Genomic DNA, 18,295 nt, shown 5'->3' on the forward strand with positions numbered 1-18,295 from the left:
TGCTTCAGGACAGCAAAAACCCGCCGCCTGTTAAGGCAGCGGGCTCTGGTGAATAGCGGTTAATGCGCCTTAGATACCGCTCTGGCCGTCGGAACCGATATAGGCGATGCGCAGCATGTTGGTGGCGCCTGGTGTCCCGAGCGGCACGCCAGCCGAGATGATGATGCGGTCGCCCGGCTTGCCGAAGCCTTCGTCGGCAACGATGCGGCATGCACGGTTGACCATGTCGTCGAGGTCGGTCGCGTCATGCGTGACAACGCAGTGCAGGCCCCAGACGATGGCGAGACGGCGAGCCGTCTGAATGACCGGCGACAGCGCCAGGATCGGCACCTGCGGACGCTCGCGCGAGGCGCGCAGGCCCGTCGTGCCCGACGAGGTGTAACAGACGATAGCGGACAGCCGCAGCGTTTCGGCGATCTGGCGTGCGGCGAGCGAGATCGCGTCGGCGCCGGTTGCTTCCGGCTGGGCGCGCTGCGCGTAGATGATGCCAGGATAGTGAGGCTCGCGCTCGATGGTGCTGGCGATGGAGGCCATTGTGGCAACCGACTCGACCGGATAATCGCCGGAAGCGGATTCAGCCGACAGCATGACGGCGTCGGCGCCTTCGAACACGGCGGTCGCGACGTCCGAGACTTCGGCGCGCGTCGGAACCGGCGCGGTGATCATCGATTCCAGCATCTGCGTCGCAACGATAACCGGCTTGCCCGAACGGCGGCAGGCGCGGATCAGCTGCTTCTGGATGCCGGGAACGGATTCGAGCGGCATTTCAACGCCGAGGTCGCCACGGGCAACCATCAGGGCGTCGGAAAGCTCGATGATCTCTTCGATGCGTTCGATCGCCTGGGGCTTTTCGATCTTCGACATGATGCCGACGCGGCCCTTGGCAATCTTGCGCACTTCGGCCAGATCTTCGGGACGCTGCACGAAGGACAGAGCGACCCAGTCGACATCATCGGTCGCCAGAACGGCGTCGAGGTCGGTGCGGTCCTTGTCGGTCAATACGCCGACGGTGAGCAGCGTATCAGGCAGGCTCACGCCCTTGCGGTCGGAGATCTTCGTGCCGGAAATGACGGTCGTCACGATGCTCTTGCCATCGCACTTTTCAGCCCGCAGCGCGAGCTTGCCGTCGTCGATCAGCAGGCGATGGCCAGGCTGCACGGACTCCAGAATTTCAGGATGCGGCAGGAACACGCGGGTCGCATCGCCGGGCGTTTCGTTGTTGTCGAGCGTAAAGGTGTCGCCCGGCTTCAGGTCGACCTTGCCTTCGGCGAACTTGCCGACGCGCAGCTTCGGACCCTGAAGGTCGGCGAGGATGCCGATCGGACGGCCGGAGCGCGCCTCGACGGCGCGGATACGCTTGATCAGCGAACGCATCACATCGTGGCTGGCATGGCTCATGTTGATGCGGAAGACGTCGGCACCAGCCTGGTGCAGCTTCTCGATCATCGATTCCTCGGACGAGGCGGGTCCAAGGGTGGCGAGGATTTTAACTTTGCGGTTGCGCTTCATCAATTCGGGCTTTCTTGCGTGCCTGGAGTATCGGAAAGTTGGACCATCCAGCTGCCCTGGCGGCCCGTGTCATATTCCTTGAACCCCATCTTCTGATAGCCACGGGCATAGCAATCATTGACGCCCGTGATCTTGAACTCATTCTCCGCCGCGCACATTTGCACGTCACCCGTCCATCGGCCTCCCCGGGCAGCGTCTTCGGCGTAGAGATAGTAGTATCGCGACTGCAGCTCTCCCTCGATCAGCGTCGCGCAGGTCGTTGCCGGTACCTGCCACCAGCCCTCCGTGATCCAACCGTCTTTAGCGCGATAGCCGATCGCAACGCCCACCAGATTCTGGGTCCCATTGCAGACGCGAAAATCGGCGCGGGCTGCATCGGCAATAAAAAACGGCGCGAAGGCCGCTAAAACAAACAGTGCAAAACGGGCAAGCGGCCCGCAACGCATAAGGAAACTTGGCGCGGTCTGGATCAGCACGACTTCCAATGGGCTCCCCGGTTATTCGTTGTTGTGCCTTCTTGCGCCGCCTCCCGGCGAATGTCAACGCAATGCTAATCGATTATATTCCCGATGCTGCAGCCTATGCTTCGCCATCGACGCACGATTGATCGACGAGTGTGCTTGAACCCGCGATTTGCACGTGCGATCAGGGACACGTCCGCAAACGACGATCGGCCCTCCTTCTGATGCAAGACTTCCAACCCTTCGAAATCCTAGCCGGAAATCATGACAGCGGCATGGTGCTTCTGGGCGATCATGCCATGAACCGGCTGCCACCTCGTTACGGCGATCTCGGCCTTCCGGCCACCGCCTTCGCGCGGCACATCGCCTATGACATCGGCATCGAGGCCCTGACGCGAACACTATCGCAAAGGCTCGGCGTTCCGGCTGTCCTTGGCGGCTTTTCCCGGCTGTTGATCGACCCGAACCGGGGCGAGGACGATCCGACACTGATCATGCGAATATCCGACGGTGCCATCGTTCCCGGCAATCATCCCATCACCGCCGAAGAGTGGAACCACCGGATCGAGGCCTTTCACCGCCCCTATCACAATGCCGTCAGCGAAACGATCGCAAAGACCGCGAACGCGTCAGGTCGTGCGCCGCTTGTGCTCTCGCTCCATTCCTACACACCCGCCTGGAAGGGCATCCCCCGCCCCTGGCATGCCGCCGTCCTCTGGGACAGCGACGATCGTGCCGTCCGGCCCCTCCTGGAGCAACTGCGCCGGGAACCAGCCCTCATCGTCGGGGACAACGAACCCTACGACGGCGCGCTGAAGGGCGACACGATGTATCGTCATTGCATGGTATCTGGCATCCCGCACGCCCTGCTTGAGGTACGGCAGGACCTGATCGGCGATGAAGCCGGCGTTGCCGCCTGGGCGGACCGGCTTGCGCCGATTTTTCAGTCGATGAATGCCGATGGCGCGTTACACGCCTATAATGTCCATGCCTCGCGCACCGGACCATACGCATAGAGGAGCCAGCCATGTCCGAACTGACCAAGGAACAGCAGACCGAGTTCGAAGCAGCGGCTTTTCGCCGCCTCGTCCAGCACCTGCGCGACCGAAACGACGTCCAGAACATCGATCTCATGAACCTCGCGGGGTTCTGCCGCAACTGCCTCTCGAACTGGTATCGCGAGGCGGCCGAAGCAGACGGCGTTCCTCTCTCCAAGGACGAATCGCGCGAGATCGTCTACGGCATGTCCTATGAGGATTGGAAAAATCTTCATCAGAACGAAGCCTCGTCCCAGCAAAAAGCCGCATTTGCGCAGAACATGCCGCACAAATAGGCCCCATCCTTTTAAATCGGCTTGACCGCACGACGACTTCACGGCAGTCAACGCCATCCGAATTTTCACACTCTGTAGGGAGAACTCGATGTCTGATGCTCACGGCGTAGCCCGCGATCAGCTTCGCGCTTTTGTGGAGCGCATTGAACGACTGGAAGAAGAAAAGAAGACGATCGCCGACGACATCAAGGACGTCTATGGCGAGGCGAAGGGCACGGGCTTCGACACGAAGATCCTCAAGAAGGTCATCGCGCTTCGCAAGAAGGACGAGCAGGAGCGCATGGAAGAGGATGCGATCCTCGATACCTACCTGCACGCGCTCGGCATGATCGAGAACCCGCCGGAAGGCTGATCAAGGCCTGAAAGCAATACGATTTGACGAAAGCCCGCCGGCTCATCCTGGCGGGTTTTTTTTGGATGAATCCTTGGAGCACTCGCTTCCGCGAACTAAGAAAGCCGCCGGATCACTCCGGCGGCTTTCTCGTATCTTCTATCGCTTGGGGCTCAGTTCGTATTGAACTTGCGCACTTCCATGAAGTTGACCGCGGTGCCGCTAAACCGGCCGGGATCGATGGAGGCCGTCTTCGTAAAGCCCGCAGCATAAACGGAGGTTGGCTGCGCTCTCAGCGTCTGGCTGACGAAACGCGGGGCCTTCACCGGCTTTGTCACCATTTCCATACGCGCGTTCGTCAATGCCCACTTCGAGATGATCTTCTCCGTAAGCTTCGGCTCGGTACGCACCGTCGCGCGGCTCGCGTCAGCTTCTGCGGCCTCGACCTTGGTGGGGCGTCCGCCCTTTGCCGGCAGAACCGCGTTGTCCGATGCCTTCGGCGCATCGAAGCCATCCCCGAAGCCTACGGAAGACGAGCTTGCGGGCGCCAGCGCAGCCAGCTGCACCGGCGGCTTTTCAGCCGGAACCTTTTGCGGCATGGCGGCGTTAATAGCCTGTTCGACGTTCGTGACCGGCGGCTGGCTGGAAGCTACCTGACGGTCGCCTCCGGTGTTCTGCTGGTCAAGAGCGTTGGCGACAGCCGGAGACAGCGTATCGTCCTGGTCTGCCATATCGTCTTCTGCTTCAGAGTCGGCATTCGCCGCCGCGAGCAGTTTCTCGGCAAGCGCCGGACGTTCAGCCGGCGTCGGAACCGCTGCGAGATTCCCCGTCATCGCAGCCGGATCTGCCGAGGCAACTTCTGCATCGCCAGGAGAACGACGTGGTCCGAGCAGGGAAGGTACAGGTACGCTATAGGCACTGAGATCCGCGAACTGCTGCTGACCCTGTGCGGTCGCGGCAGAGAGAGCATCCTGCGCTGCATTTCCGGATTGCGGAGCGACAAGCGCACTCGCTACGTCGCTACCGCCAGGCTGATTGGCGAACGCCGGCCGCACCTGCGGAATCGGCGCGTTTACACTTGCGACTTGCGGAGCCTCGGCGGGCGCTTGCTCATCGGGGTTGGCAGCGTTCGGCATTTCGGCAGCCTTAGGCGGCGTCGCCTTCGCTACAGCGACTGGAGCTGCGCTATCATCATCGGAACTATCTTCAGCTTCATCCGCGCCACCGCCGAACAGGGCGGCAAACAGCGTCTTGTGCTTGCGCGACCCCTCATCCGAGGACGAACCTGTATAGGCGCCCGAGCTTGCCATTTGCACATCGGTCGAGTTGACGCGACGCTTGTAGTCGGCAACAGCCTGCTCGTAACCCGGCAGCGGCTTGCCGTCGGCCGGGATATGCATGGTGTTGCCGTTCGGGAAGAGCCTGACCAGCTCGTCGCGGCTCATGCGCGGCCAGGCGCGAACGCCGCCGACATCCATGTGAACGAACGGAGAGCCGGATTTCGGATAGAATCCAACGCCGCCGACCTGCATTTTCATGCCAATTCCGCGCAAGGTGGCGAGTTTGACGTCCGGAATGAAGAAGTCCATCGCCTTGCCAAGCATGTGCTGGCTTTTCTCGGCGACGCCGGAATTGCGCGAGCGGCCCTTGAGCATGGCGTTGGTGCCCGGCGAACGGAAACCGCAAACGACGTTGATATAATCCCTGGAACCGCTCTGGCGGTAGACTTCCCAGATCAGATCGAAGAGGCGCGGGTCCATCTTTGTCGGCTGGTTCTTGCGCCAGTCACGCAGGAAGCGGTTCAGCTGCTCGAGACCCTTGGGGTCGAACCTGCCGTTGCGCTTATAGGTGATGACAGCCTTTTCGCCGGTGTGGATGAAGTAGAGCTTGAGACTGCGCGTTTCGCCGGCCGCCTGAGACGGCGTGCTGACCAGCACTGGCGACGAAATAGCAACTGCGAGAAGGGCGGCCATAGCCGTCCTAACCACCTTTCCGCAAAGGTCTGCGCACCTATTGCGCCAGTTCGGGCGCGAAGGCTTCGTATTCCGATTCAGATCCGGCAAACTCAATCCCCGTCAGACAGCCGATGGTCCCTCAATCTGACCCTTGACTGTGAAATGCGGTCACACGATGGCAAAAATGCCACACATGTTCAACCTTTTCTTTACATAGTGAACAGGCCACTAACAAGTGGTTTATGATTGGTAACAAAAGATGATTGCCGGAAAGTTAATCGGGACGCCCTACGCGGCGTCCTTCTGTGGATTGTCGGGATCGATGCCATAATCCTTGAGTTTGCGGTACAATGTCGATCGTCCGATGCCCAGCTTTCGAGCCACTTGACTCATCTGGCCCCGATAGAATTTAAGGGCGAAACGGATCAATTCCTCTTCCACATCGGCAAGCTTGCGCACGTCTCCAGAAGGATTTGTGCTGGCGATCGCGTTATCGGGCGTCTCCGTGATTCGAGCGGCCACGTGATCCGCGACCGACTGCGGCACGGAATAATCGACCGACGAAAGCTCGCTGAGACGAACGCTCGCCGTGTTATCGGCAACCAGCGCCAGATGATCGACGACGTCATACTCGGGCAGCTGCGCGGCGATCTGCGGAAAGTCCCCTTCGACAAGCTCGGGGCCTTCGGCAAGCACGACCGCGCGGAAGATCGCGTTTTCCAGCTGGCGGATGTTGCCCGGCCAGTCGTAAGCCGTCAGCAAGGCGAGTGCGCCTGAACTGACCGTCATCCGCTGGCCATGCTTCTGTTCGCTTGAGAAGCGTTCGGTGAACACGCGAACGAGATGCGGAATATCCTCCTTGCGCTTGCGCAGCGCCGGAATCGTGATCGGGAAAACGTTGAGCCGGTAGTAGAGATCCTCGCGGAAGTGGCCGTTCTTGACCTCTTCGATCAGATCCTTGTTCGTCGCGGAGATCAGGCGAACATTGACCTTATAGGCGGTTCGCGCCCCGACGGTCTCGATTTCGCCCTGCTGCACGGCGCGCAGCAGCTTCACCTGCACCTCGAGCGGCAGGTCACCGATTTCGTCGAGGAAGATGGTGCCGCCGTCGGCTTCCATGAATTTGCCGATATGCTTTTCCGTCGCGCCGGTGAACGCGCCCTTCTCGTGTCCGAAAAGGATGCTTTCCACGAGGTTGTGCGGAATGGCGCCGCAGTTGACCGTAACGAACGGCTTGCCGGAACGGTCGCTGCCGGACTGGATGGCGCGGGCGACGAGTTCCTTGCCGACCCCGGACTCGCCTTCGAGGACCACCGGAATGTTCGACTGCGCGGCGCGCTGCGCCAGGTCGAGCACGCGGATCATCGCGGGGCTCGCGGAGACGATATCATCGAAGCCGACGCTGCCGGGCCGCGAACGGCGACCGGCCCGTGCCTTCACCTCGCGCTGGTCGAGCTTCAGGGCGTTGGAAATCGAGTTGGCGATCCGCTCCGGGGAAACCGGTTTGACGACGAAATCGAAAGCGCCTGCACGCATCGCCTGCACCACGGTCTCGATACCGCCCTGCCCTGTCTGGACAATCACGGGAACCTGCGTGCCGAATTCGTGCAGTGCCTCGAGGAATTCGAGGCCCGTCATCTCGGGCATCATCAGGTCGAGAACGACGACGTTGTAGAGGCCGCTGCCTCTCTTCACCATCTCAAGCCCGATACGGCCATTTTCCGCCTGATGGACGACGTGGCCGTGTCGCTCTATCGCGTTCTTGAGCAGTCGACGCTGAACGGGGTCATCCTCGACCACGAGTATCTGTGCTGCGCCCTTGAGCTCATTAAAACCGGTCATTGCTGCCTCACTTCATGCGAAACCTGAGACGCACTTTGGCAGAAAGGCTTGAACATCCAGTTTTGAGAAACAATTGCATTTTAACGTTTGTGGCAGGGCCGAATCCGACCCGAAACGGAGCTTGTGGGCAGCCGAAAGCCCCTTGATGCCAAGCCTTTAGGCGCATAGACAGTCAAGCCTGTCGCAAAAGAGGAAGAGAACCCCGATGATGAAAAACATGCTCTCCGGCACCACCATTAATTTTTCGGCAAGTTCTGCTGGCTCCGCGACCGATGCCGCTCTCGGCGATCTGCCGACCTGGAAACTGCAGGACCTCTATCCCTCCGCAACCTCCACGGCCTTCACCGGCGATATGGAGAAAGCCGGCAAGCAGGCAATCGCTTTCGAAGAGAAGTGGAAGGGCAAGCTTGCGGATGCCGCGACCAAAAAAGGCGCCGAGGGCATCGGCCAGGCGCTGAAGGAATACGAGGCGCTGGACGACATTATCGGACGCCTCGGCTCCTTTGCCGGCCTCACCTATTTCTCCGATACATCGAACCCGGTGAACGGCAAGCTCTATGGCGACGCGCAGGCGAAGATTACCGAGTTCTCCAGCCACCTCCTGTTTTTCGCGCTCGAGCTCAATCGCATCGACGATGCGGTGATCGACGCCTGCATGGCGAATGACCCGGATGCCGGGCACTACCGCCCCTGGCTCGTCGATCTGCGCAAGGACAAGCCCTACCAGCTGGACGACAAGCTGGAACAGCTCTTCCTCGAAAAGTCGATGACCTCGGCCGCGGCCTTCAACCGCCTGTTCGACGAGACGATGGCGGAGCTGCGCTTCGACGTCGATGGCGAGAAGCTGTCGATCGAGGTCACGCTGAACATGCTGCAGGACCGCGATCCGGCCGTTCGTCACAAGGCGGCGATGGCGCTTGCCGAAACCTTCAAGACCAATATCCGCACCTTCACGCTGATCACCAACACGCTTGCCAAGGACAAGGACATTTCCGACCGCTGGCGCGGCTTCGAGGACATCGCCGATTCAAGGCACCTCGCCAACCGCGTCGAGCGCGAAGTGGTCGATGCGCTGGCTGCCGCCGTCAAAGATGCCTATCCGCGCCTCTCGCATCGCTATTACAAGATGAAGGCCAAGTGGCTTGGAATGGAACAGATGGAGTTCTGGGATCGCAACGCGCCGCTGCCCGAAACCTCCAATGCGGTGATTTCCTGGACTGAAGCCAAGGACACAGTTCTCTCTGCCTACGGCAACTTCTCGCCGGAGATGGCCGCGATCGCCAAGCGCTTCTTCGACGAGCAGTGGATCGACGCTCCCGTTCGTCCCGGCAAGGCGCCCGGTGCCTTCGCCCATCCGACCGTTCCTTCGGCGCATCCCTATGTGCTCGTCAACTATCTCGGCAAGCCGCGTGACGTCATGACGCTCGCCCACGAGCTTGGCCACGGCGTTCATCAGGTTCTCGCCGGCGCACAGGGCGCGCTGATGTGCCAGACGCCGCTGACGCTTGCCGAAACCGCCTCCGTCTTCGGTGAAATGCTGACCTTCCGCGCCCTCCTCGACAAAACGAGGGACAAGCGCGAGCGCAAGGCGATGCTCGCGCAGAAGGTCGAGGACATGATCAACACGGTCGTACGCCAGATCGCCTTCTACGAATTCGAGCGCAAGGTTCACACCGCCCGCAAGGCCGGCGAACTGACCGCAGACGATATCGGCGAGCTCTGGCTCTCGGTGCAGTCGGAAAGCCTCGGGCCGGCGATCAAGATCTCGGAAGGCTACGAGACCTACTGGGCTTATATCCCGCACTTCATTCATTCGCCGTTCTACGTCTACGCCTATGCCTTCGGCGATTGCCTGGTGAACTCGCTCTATGCCGTCTACCAGAAGGCCGACAAGGGCTTCCAGGACAAGTATTTCGAGCTTCTGAAGGCCGGCGGTACCAAGCATCACCAGGAACTTCTGAAGCCATTCGGCCTCGACGCCACCGATCCGTCGTTCTGGAGCAAGGGGTTGTCGATGATCGAAGGGCTGATCGACGAATTGGAAGCGCTTGATAAGAGCGCATAAGCTCTCGATCCAAAGGCAGGCATGACCAAGGCTGAACGCTACGTTCTGTTCCGGGATGACACGACCGGGCAAGTGATGCTCTTTTCCGATCCGTCGGAGATCATCATCGCCCGGACGCGCGCCGAGTTCTTGGCCGCCCTTGCCCGCATGGAAGAAGCAAAGGCCGCCGGCAAATGGCTGGCGGGCTACATGGCCTATGAAGCGGGCTATCTCTTCGAGGAGAAGCTGGAAGCGTTCCTGCCGGAGGGGCGGGAGACCCCGCTGCTTGCCTTCGGCGTCTTCGATGCACCCGAAGCCGATACCCACCCGCTTGCCCAGCCGAAACAGCGCGGCGAGAACGGCGAGTTCCTTAGCGAGCCCCGGGCCGGCTGGGATTTCGCCGCCTATAAAGAGCACTTCGATCGCCTGCATTGGCACCTGCGCCAGGGCGATTGCTACCAGGCAAACCTCACCATGCCGATCACCGCCCGCTGGGACGGCGATCCGCGCGCCGCCTTCTGGTCGCTGATTTCGAGACAGCCGGTAAAATACGGCGCGCTGGTCGATCTTGGCGGCCCCATCCTGCTTTCGCGCTCGCCCGAACTCTTCTTCCGCACCGATGAAGAAGGCTGGATCGAAACCCACCCGATGAAGGGAACGGCAAGACGCGGGGTTGATGATGGCGAGGATGCCGCGATCATCGCCGCGATGCGCGAAGACATCAAAACTCAGGCCGAAAACCGCATGATCGTCGATCTGCTGCGCAACGACATCTCGCGCATCACGGAAGTCGGCACCTTGGACGTGCCGAAACTGTTCGACATCGAGACCTATCCAACCGTCCACCAGATGGTCAGCCACGTGCAGGCGAAACTCCTCCCGGATTTGACCATTCGCGACATCTTCGCCGCGCTCTTTCCGTGCGGATCGATCACCGGCGCGCCGAAACTCAGCGCCATGCAGATCCTGCACGCGCTCGAGGACACACCCCGCGACGCCTATTGCGGCGCGATCGGCATGATTGCGCCATCAGGCGCCATGCGCTTTTCCGTCGCGATCCGCACCATCAGCCTGTTTCCGGGCGGCAAGGCGGTCTTCAACGTCGGCGGCGGCATCGTCTTTGATTCCACCGCCGAGGCCGAATACGAGGAGTGCCTGCTGAAAGCGCGGTTTGCGATCGGCGATCGGGAGATCGCGCGGTGAACGACTTCTCGCTGATCGAAACGCTGCGCTGGGAGCCGGAAACAGGTTTCGTCAGGCTACGCCTGCATCTTGCCCGCCTCTCCCGTTCCGCCCGCCGGATCGGCTTTCCTGACCCAACAGGCGCTGCCGCCAAACTGGAAGCGGCCGTTGTCGGCGCCACGACGGCCCTGCGAATACGGCTGACGCTTGACCGGCTGGGGCAGATCGAGGTCACCACGGCTCCCTTCGCGCCGGTGCCGGAGGGGACCATCTGGAAGGTCCGCATTGCCGCAACCCGTCTCGATTCCACCGACAAACTGCTACGGATGAAGACGACACGGCGCGGCGTCTACGAGGCTGCTCGCGCCGAGTATCCGGCATCCGACGCCGACGAAGTGCTGCTTCTGAACGACCGCGGCGAGGTCTGCGAAGGCACGATCACCTCGGTCTTCCTCGATGACGGTTCGGGCCCGCTGCGCACGCCGCCGATCTCCTGCGGCCTGCTCGCGGGCGTCTTGCGTACCGAGCTGATCTGCCAGCGCAAGGCGCGCGTCGGCCGCATCTCGATGGCCGACCTGAAAGCGGGAAAACTCTACATGGGCAATTCGCTGCGCGGGCTGATTCCAGCCCGGCTTGTCGGCTAGGCCACGATCTTCAGCCGGTCACGGCCGCTCTGCTTGGCTGTATAAAGAGCCTCGTCGGCGCGGGCATAAACCTCGCGAGCAGTCTCGCCCGGCCGCAGCTCCGCCAATCCCGCCGAGCAGGTATAAGAGAAGGACGGAGTGGTCGGAACCGGGCGCGCGCCGCGCACCATTGCGATGATGCGCTCGACGATGAGTTCGGCCTGTGCCAGCGTCGTATCCGGCAGGATCAGCATGAACTCCTCGCCACCGATCCGCCCGAAGCTGTCACGCCGGCGGATCACAGGCTGCACCCGACGCGAGAAATCGATCAGCACGTCGTCGCCGAACTGATGGCCGTAGACATCGTTGATGCGCTTGAAGAAATCGAGATCGACGATGCAGATGCAGCCGGCCCCGCGATGCGCCGCGCCCTGGCCGGCGATCAGGCTCTCGAGTGCCGCCATCATGAAGCGACGGTTGGAAATGCTGGTTAGCTCATCTGTCTGCGACGCGCGCAACGCAAAGTCGCGATCCTGCCTGACATCCCGCCCGCTTTGCTTGACGTGGGTGATATCGCTGGCGATGCAAAGCATCCAGCCGTCCTGCTGGACCGTCTCCGTCATCCAGAACCAGCGCCCGTCGACGACGTCGGTCTCGAACGCCCTGAACGGCAGCTTGCCGCGACGCGACTGTGCGGAAACGAGCCACACTTCGAAATCGGCGGTGCGAATGATCGTACCCCTGCCGGCCAACGTATTCCGCCGCATGAGTTCCGACCACAATGGCGCTTCATCGGGCTCGATGACGAAGGTCGAACGAAAAGCCGCATTGGCATAGCGAAGACGGTCTTCCTGATCATAGAGAGCGATCAGGACGGCACTGTCTTGCTGCAATTCGGCAAGCCGCTCCGATATCTGGTTCATCCGATTGTTCCGGGCGTGCTGACAACAATGGTTCGCAGTTTGACGCAGAATTATAAAAAGAAGATGGATGGTTTTGAGGCGAACGAATATCCACATGCGCCAGAAAGCAACAACCGAAGGAACCGCAGCGATGTTCATCCTCGCCCTGACCTATGTGAAGCCGAACGAAGAGGCCGACCGGCACATGGAGCCGCACATGGCATGGGTGAAGGAAGGCTATGCGCGCGGATCGTTTCTCGCATCCGGACGCAAGGTGCCCCGCACGGGCGGCGTCATTCTTGCCATCGGTGAGCGTGAAGCGATCGAAGCCTACGTTGCCGAGGACCCTTTCACCATTCATGGTGTCGCCGAATACGAGATTACCGAGGTAGCCGTGACCACGACCGCGGCAGGTCTGGAAGTCCTGAAAGGCTGAACGCAGGGATGAGAAGCGCGTGAACGAGCTTGGCGAACATCTGCGGGTGCTGGAGGAGCGGCTGTTCGAGCAGGCGGTGCGCAATTCGCGCCCGGCGCTCGAAGCGCTCCTGTCGCCCGATTTTCGCGAGATCGGCGCGTCCGGAAGGATCTACAGCTACGACACGGTTATCGAAGCTCTCCTCCAGGAACCGGTGGACGGCATCAAGCGCCGGTTGACCGATTTCGAGACCCAATTGCTCGCGCCCGGTCTGGCGCTGGTTACCTACAGGGCCGTGCGCGACATCCTCGATCAGCCCTCCGTTCAATCATTGCGCAGTTCGATCTGGCGCCACGAACCGGATGGGCATTGGCGAATGGTCTTCCATCAGGGAACGTTGACGGCATAGAATGTGCCGATGACGCTTCCAGCCTATACGCCCTACGACGGCTCGGCCCGTCCCTTCACGATCGGCTTGATGCCGCTGGATCTCGCCCGCTGGATCGAGCCGGATGCCGATTGGGCCCGCTACGTCGGCGAGAAGCGCCGACTGGCCGAGACCCATCGCGACGAGATCTTCGTTGCCGAGGAGGACACCGCACAGGCGCAACAGGAGGTTCTCGATCTTCTCTCCGTCCATCTGGCGGAGTGTCACCCGGAACTTGCCGCCAACTTGCGCGAGACGCCGACCCTGCAAGACGCACCGCCATTGTTTAACGCCGGCCTCACGATCCAGGACGATCTCGTCATCATGAGGCGCAAGACGGACGGCTGGCATCTTGTGGCCGGTTTCGTGGCCTTCCCCTCCTCCTGGTCGCTGCGGGAGAAATTCGGACTGCCGATGCAGGCAATTCACGCCGACGTCCCCGACTTTGGCGAAGGCACCCGCAACGCAACCCTGATCACCCGCATCTTCGACAATCTGCAGGTCTCACAGCCGGTCGAACGGTTGAATTGGTCCGTGAACGTCACCGGCGATCTCTTCCTGCCGCTCTCCAAGCATCGACGCCCGCCATCCGCCAAGCCTTTCACGCTTTCCGAGCGCTTCGCCCGCGTCGAGCGCCAGACATTGCGCAGGCTTCCCTTGTCAGGTGACATCCTTTTCACGATCCGCGTCTATGTCGATCCGATCGCCGCGATCGCCGGCCACCCCAACGCTGCCGCACTCGCCGCAAGCTTTGCCTCGCAGCTGGACGGACTTGATGATCGGCAGGCGGCCTATAAGGGTCTGACGCTTCAAAAAGCCGAGCTCGCCGCCAAGCTCCGGGCGCTTGCAGGCAACCTTGCTCCCACTTGATATTTGCGTTCTCGGCCCGAACGCTCTTTATTGTGACGCCGTTTTATGGTTAGAGCCGGTCACCTCGCATTATTTGCGCAATTTCAAATGAATCCTTAAGGCCCACCGCCTTCGTCACCTTCCACAGGAGAAAAGAATGACGGAACAGACCCACCCGGTATATGCCGAAATTACCGGCCCGATCGTGATGATCGGCTTTGGCTCCATCGGCCGCGGCACGCTGCCGCTGATCGAGCGCCACTTCAAATTCGACAAGAGCCGGATGGTCGTCATCGACCCGCGCGAAGAGCCTTCCGACATGGAGATCCTCAAGCAGCACGGCGTCCGTCACATCAAGGAATACGTGACGAAGGACAACTACAAGGAGCTGCTGAAGCCGCTCCTCACCGAGGGTGGTGGCCAGGGCTTTTGCGTCAACCTCTCGGTTGATACCGGCTCGCTCGACCTGATGAAGCTCTGCCGCAAGCTCGAGGTTCTCTACATCGACACCGTCATCGAGCCCTGGCTCGGCTTCTACTTCGACAAGAACATGAAGAACTCGGAGCGCACAAACTATGCGCTGCGCGAAACCCTTCGCCATGAGAAGAAGAAGAGCCCGGGCGGCACCACCGCCGTTTCCACCTGCGGCGCAAACCCCGGCATGGTCTCCTGGTTCGTCAAGCAGGCGCTGGTCAACCTCGCCAACGACACCGGCCTCAAGTTCGACGAGCCGGATCAGCACGACCGCGAAGGCTGGGCCAAGCTGATGAAGAAGCTCGGCGTCAAGGGCGTCCACATCGCCGAGCGCGACACCCAGCTCACCAAGAACCCGAAGCCACTTAATGTCTTCTGGAACACCTGGTCCGTCGAAGGCTTCATCTCCGAAGGTCTGCAGCCGGCAGAACTCGGCTGGGGTACCCACGAAAACTGGATGCCGAAGAACGCCAAGAAGCACAAGAAGGGCTGCAAGGCAGCCATCTACCTCGACCAGCCGGGCGCAAACACCCGCGTTCGCACCTGGTGCCCGACGCCGGGCCCGCAGTATGGCTTCCTCGTCACCCACAACGAATCCATCTCGATCGCCGATTACTTCACGGTGCGCGACAAGGACGGCGAAGTGACCTTCCGCCCGACCTGCCACTACGCCTACCATCCGGCCAACGACGCCGTTCTGTCGCTGCACGAGATGTTCGGCAATGGCGGCACCGCGCAGCCGGTTCACCACGTTCTCGACGAGCATGAACTCGTTGATGGCGTCGACGAACTCGGCGTGCTGCTCTACGGCCACGAGAAGAACGCCTACTGGTTCGGCTCCCGCCTGTCGCTCGAAGAGACCCGCCGCATCGCGCCTTACCAGAACGCCACCGGCCTGCAGGTCACCTCGGCGGTTCTGGCCGGCATGGTTTACGCGCTTGAGAACCCGAAGGCCGGCATCGTTGAAGCCGACGAGATCGACTACAAGCGCTGCCTCGAAGTGCAGACGCCCTACCTCGGTCCGGTCGAAGGTCACTACACCGACTGGACCCCGCTGGATGGTCGCCCGGGCCTCTTCCCCGAGGACATCGACACCAAGGATCCTTGGCAGTTCAAGAATATCCTCGTTCGCTAACCGCCGGACGAACCGCATTTAAAGATGCCCGCCGCAAGGCGGGCATTTTTGTAACGCCTGCTGTATAAATTCCCTCGGGCGCCGCTGAAGCCTTGCCTTCCCTGGACGCCCGCGCCATGTGTTTCTTAACCAAACGTATCTTTTCGGTCTGAATCTTCCGGGAGAAGCTTATGAAACTCAGAACCCTCCTCGTGATCGCGAGTGCCTCGGCGGCCTTGTCTGCGTGCGTTTCGCCGTCACCGCGTCCCATGCCGGTCGCAGCAAATCCGGCCCCGGCTGGCGTTGAGGGCTCATGGGCAGATCCGAACGGGATCATTTCCACGTTCCAGGCTGGTACCTTCACGACCCGCACAACCGACAGCAACCAGCTGCTCGCTTCCGGCACATACATAAACACCTCGCCCTCGCTGGTCGAAATCAACATGACGTCGCTGGTTCGCAAGACACAATCGAAGGTCAACTGCGCGCTGGTGACCCAGAGCCAGCTCAATTGCACCTCCGACGCCGGCTCGCAGTTCACGCTTTCGCGCCGCATGTAGCGCTGTAAAGCCCGATTTGCATTGGACTTAATGGTCCTGGTCTGTCACAAGGCCCGAGGACGCGACTGCCGTTATCTTTAGAACGGGGTCGGGCGACCGATTGACGTCACGTTGCTGCCGCGAGATCACGCTGGCCGTCCTTAAATTCTCGACAAGCCGGTTTCCGAGGATGACTGCTTTCGCAGCCTGAGCGGATTCGTCGTCCCCCAAAAGAAAGCAGCCTCTCGCGAGAGGTTTTTCGTCTACCGCCCTTGGAATGCGCCTGAACTGTCACAGCTTTTTCTCTTGCCGCAGCTAGATGCTTGGTGGAAACATCGATTGCGTAGGGACGGCGAGGTGCAGGGGTGGGCCTCGCCACAATCAGGAGAGCAGGATGACGAAATCATTTCAATTCGGTCTGTTGACCGCGTCGATGCTGGCGCTGTCGAGCGGAGCCGCCTTTGCCGATTACGAACTCAATATCCTTCATATCAACGACTTCCATTCGCGCATCGAGTCGATCAACAAGTTCGATTCAACCTGCTCGGCCGAGGAAGAGGGAAAGAAGGAATGCTTCGGCGGCGCAGCCCGGCTGAAGACCGCCATCGACCAGCGCCGGCAGGCCCTGTCAGGCAAGAACGTGCTGCTGCTCAACGCCGGCGACAATTTCCAGGGTTCGCTGTTCTACACGACCTACAAGGGCGCGGTCGAAGCCGAAGTGCTGAACGACATGAAGTTCGACGTCATGACCGTCGGCAACCATGAATTCGACGACAGCGAAGACGGTCTGGCAACCTTCCTCGACAAGGTGAAGTTCCCCGTCATCTCCGCCAACGTCCTCGCCGGCGACGGCTCCAAGCTCGGCGACCGCATCAAGCCGTCGCTGGTTCTCGATGTCGGCGGCCAGAAGATCGGCATCGTCGGCGCCGTCACCAACGACACCGAAGAAATCTCCTCCCCAGGGCCGAAGGTCATGATCGCCGACGACGTGCAGTCAATCACTGCCGCCGTCCAGGACCTGAAGAAGCAGGGCATCAACAAGATCATCGCCCTCACCCACGTTGGCTATCCGCGCGACCTCTCGGCGATCGCCAAGATCCCCGACGTCGATATCGTTGTTGGCGGCCATTCGCATAGCCTGCTGTCGAATACCGACGCGAAGGCTGAAGGCCCCTATCCGACGATGGTCGACAATCCCGGCGGCTACAAGGTTCCGGTGGTGCAGGCCGCATCCTACAGCAAGTATCTAGGCGACCTCCTCGTCACCTTCGACGACAGCGGCGTCGTCAAGGAGGCCAAGGGCGACCCGATCCTGATCGACTCCTCCTTCACGCCCGATCCGACGCTGACCGCGCGCATCGTCGAGCTCGCCAAGCCGATCGAGGAACTGCGCAAGAAGGTGATCGGCTCGTCCGAAGGACCCATCCAGGGCGACCGCACCGTTTGCCGCGTCCAGGAATGCTCGATGGGCAATCTGGTGACCGACGCCATGCTTGACCGCGGCAAGAGCCAGGGCATGACCATCGCCATCCAGAACGGCGGCGGCCTGCGCGCCTCGATCGATGGTGGCGAGGTCACGCAGGGCGAGGTGATCACCGTCCTGCCGTTCCAGAACACGCTGGCGACCTTCCAGTTGACTGGCGCTGACATCCGCAAGGCGCTCGAAAATGGCCTGGGCCAGATCGAACAGGGCGCCGGTCGTTTCCCGCAGGTTTCCGGCCTCAAATACAGCTACGACAAAAGCAAGCCGGCCGGCAGCCGTCTCGTCTCGGTCGAGACGAAGGAAGGCGATGCCTTCGTTCCGCTCGACGACGCGAAGACCTACGGCGTGGTGACCAACAACTACATGCGCGCCGGCGGCGACGGCTATTCGATCTTCGCCACAGCGGGCAAGAACGCCTATGACTTCGGCCCCGATCTTGCCGACGTGACGGCCGACTACATTGCCGCACACTCGCCCTACAAGCCCTACACCGATGGCCGTGTCACCGACGTTGCGGCAAACGCGGCAGCGCCGGCCACACCGGAACCGGCGGCAACGGCGCCCGTCGCCCCGGCAGCCGCACCCGCAGCCCCTGCGGCAGCAAACCCGGCTGCCCCCGCCGCACTTGCACCGAACACGCCGATCAACCACGTCATCGCATCAGGCGACACACTCTGGGATCTCGCCAAGCAGTTCTACGGCGAAGGCGCGCTCTGGAAGAAGATTTCGGAAGCAAACGGCAAGCCCGCGCCGCGCCACCTGACGGTCGGCAAGGAGTTGCAGATTCCGTCGAAGTAAGACGATTTGTCTCG

The 18,295-nt window shown here is 61.2% G+C and carries 16 protein-coding genes and 2 pseudogenes; 12 read left to right on the forward strand and 6 right to left on the reverse strand.

Annotation, left to right across the window (positions count from 1 at the left end; all coding sequences use genetic code 11):
* Positions 1-69: 69 nt before the first annotated feature.
* Entirely contained in the window at positions 70-1,509 is a 1,440-nt protein-coding gene (gene pyk / locus ASE04_RS19875; RefSeq protein WP_056820921.1) for a pyruvate kinase, read from the reverse strand.
* Entirely contained in the window at positions 1,509-1,994 is a 486-nt protein-coding gene (locus ASE04_RS19880; RefSeq protein ID WP_156408843.1) for a DUF1036 domain-containing protein, read from the reverse strand. The genes pyk and ASE04_RS19880 overlap by 1 nt, the downstream gene beginning before the upstream one ends.
* 200 nt (positions 1,995-2,194) lie before the next feature.
* Between ASE04_RS19880 and ASE04_RS19885 the strand changes: the two genes are divergently transcribed.
* The 3 genes from ASE04_RS19885 (at position 2,195) to ASE04_RS19895 (ending at position 3,655) form a co-directional block, all read left to right on the forward strand.
* The gene (locus ASE04_RS19885) at positions 2,195-2,986 is read left to right on the forward strand and encodes an N-formylglutamate amidohydrolase (RefSeq protein ID WP_056820924.1); all 792 of its coding nucleotides are present in this window, start codon (positions 2,195-2,197) and stop codon (positions 2,984-2,986) included.
* Positions 2,987-2,997: 11 nt separating this feature from the next.
* The gene (locus ASE04_RS19890; protein WP_056820925.1) at positions 2,998-3,303 is read left to right on the forward strand and encodes a DUF1244 domain-containing protein; all 306 of its coding nucleotides are present in this window, start codon (positions 2,998-3,000) and stop codon (positions 3,301-3,303) included.
* Between the two features lie 88 nt (positions 3,304-3,391).
* The gene (locus tag ASE04_RS19895; RefSeq protein WP_056820927.1) at positions 3,392-3,655 is read left to right on the forward strand and encodes a DUF2312 domain-containing protein; all 264 of its coding nucleotides are present in this window, start codon (positions 3,392-3,394) and stop codon (positions 3,653-3,655) included.
* A 152-nt stretch (positions 3,656-3,807) separates the two neighbouring features.
* Here ASE04_RS19895 and ASE04_RS19900 read toward each other — a convergent pair whose 3' ends face one another.
* The 3 genes and pseudogenes from ASE04_RS19900 to ASE04_RS19905 form a co-directional block, all read right to left on the reverse strand.
* A complete protein-coding gene (locus ASE04_RS19900) occupies positions 3,808-5,697 on the reverse strand; it encodes a DUF882 domain-containing protein (RefSeq protein ID WP_056820929.1) in 1,890 nt (629 codons plus the stop codon).
* A 180-nt stretch (positions 5,698-5,877) separates the two neighbouring features.
* A pseudogene (locus tag ASE04_RS32265) lies at positions 5,878-6,087 on the reverse strand (helix-turn-helix domain-containing protein); the annotation flags it as partial.
* A gap of 87 nt (positions 6,088-6,174) precedes the next feature.
* Positions 6,175-7,431, reverse strand: a pseudogene (locus ASE04_RS19905) (sigma-54-dependent transcriptional regulator); the annotation flags it as partial.
* Positions 7,432-7,636: 205 nt separating this feature from the next.
* Here ASE04_RS19905 and ASE04_RS19910 point away from each other — a divergent pair.
* The 3 genes from ASE04_RS19910 to ASE04_RS19920 are packed head-to-tail and all read left to right on the forward strand — an operon-like array spanning position 7,637 to position 11,301.
* Positions 7,637-9,496, forward strand: coding sequence for a M3 family oligoendopeptidase (locus tag ASE04_RS19910; protein WP_156408844.1), 1,860 nt, complete (start codon positions 7,637-7,639; stop codon positions 9,494-9,496).
* Positions 9,497-9,517: 21 nt separating this feature from the next.
* Positions 9,518-10,678, forward strand: coding sequence for an aminodeoxychorismate synthase component I (locus ASE04_RS19915; RefSeq protein ID WP_056820934.1), 1,161 nt, complete (start codon positions 9,518-9,520; stop codon positions 10,676-10,678).
* Positions 10,675-11,301, forward strand: a complete 627-nt coding sequence (locus ASE04_RS19920; protein WP_056820936.1) for an aminotransferase class IV family protein — start codon at positions 10,675-10,677, stop codon at positions 11,299-11,301. The genes ASE04_RS19915 and ASE04_RS19920 overlap by 4 nt, the downstream gene beginning before the upstream one ends.
* Here ASE04_RS19920 and ASE04_RS19925 read toward each other — a convergent pair.
* Positions 11,298-12,203, reverse strand: coding sequence for a sensor domain-containing diguanylate cyclase (locus ASE04_RS19925; protein ID WP_056820937.1), 906 nt, complete (start codon positions 12,201-12,203; stop codon positions 11,298-11,300). The genes ASE04_RS19920 and ASE04_RS19925 overlap by 4 nt on opposite strands.
* Before the next feature lie 130 nt (positions 12,204-12,333).
* Between ASE04_RS19925 and ASE04_RS19930 the strand changes: the two genes are divergently transcribed.
* The 6 genes from ASE04_RS19930 (at position 12,334) to ASE04_RS19960 (ending at position 18,281) form a co-directional block, all read left to right on the forward strand.
* On the forward strand, positions 12,334-12,618 hold the full coding sequence (locus ASE04_RS19930) for a YciI family protein (protein WP_056821483.1): 285 nt from the start codon (positions 12,334-12,336) through the stop codon (positions 12,616-12,618).
* A gap of 19 nt (positions 12,619-12,637) precedes the next feature.
* Complete coding sequence (locus tag ASE04_RS19935; RefSeq protein WP_056820939.1) at positions 12,638-13,006, forward strand: nuclear transport factor 2 family protein; 369 nt, start codon at positions 12,638-12,640, stop codon at positions 13,004-13,006.
* A gap of 9 nt (positions 13,007-13,015) precedes the next feature.
* The gene (locus ASE04_RS19940; protein ID WP_056820948.1) at positions 13,016-13,894 is read left to right on the forward strand and encodes a heme-dependent oxidative N-demethylase family protein; all 879 of its coding nucleotides are present in this window, start codon (positions 13,016-13,018) and stop codon (positions 13,892-13,894) included.
* 136 nt (positions 13,895-14,030) lie between these two features.
* Positions 14,031-15,482: a homospermidine synthase gene (locus ASE04_RS19945; protein ID WP_056820955.1), complete on the forward strand. Its 1,452-nt coding sequence runs from the start codon at positions 14,031-14,033 to the stop codon at positions 15,480-15,482.
* Positions 15,483-15,652: 170 nt separating this feature from the next.
* Positions 15,653-16,021: an outer membrane lipoprotein Omp10 gene (omp10, locus tag ASE04_RS19950; RefSeq protein ID WP_056820957.1), complete on the forward strand. Its 369-nt coding sequence runs from the start codon at positions 15,653-15,655 to the stop codon at positions 16,019-16,021.
* A gap of 373 nt (positions 16,022-16,394) precedes the next feature.
* Complete coding sequence (locus ASE04_RS19960) at positions 16,395-18,281, forward strand: bifunctional metallophosphatase/5'-nucleotidase (protein WP_056820961.1); 1,887 nt, start codon at positions 16,395-16,397, stop codon at positions 18,279-18,281.
* Positions 18,282-18,295: the final 14 nt, after the last annotated feature.

Source organism: Rhizobium sp. Root708, from assembly GCF_001429725.1.
GTDB lineage: Bacteria > Pseudomonadota > Alphaproteobacteria > Rhizobiales > Rhizobiaceae > Rhizobium.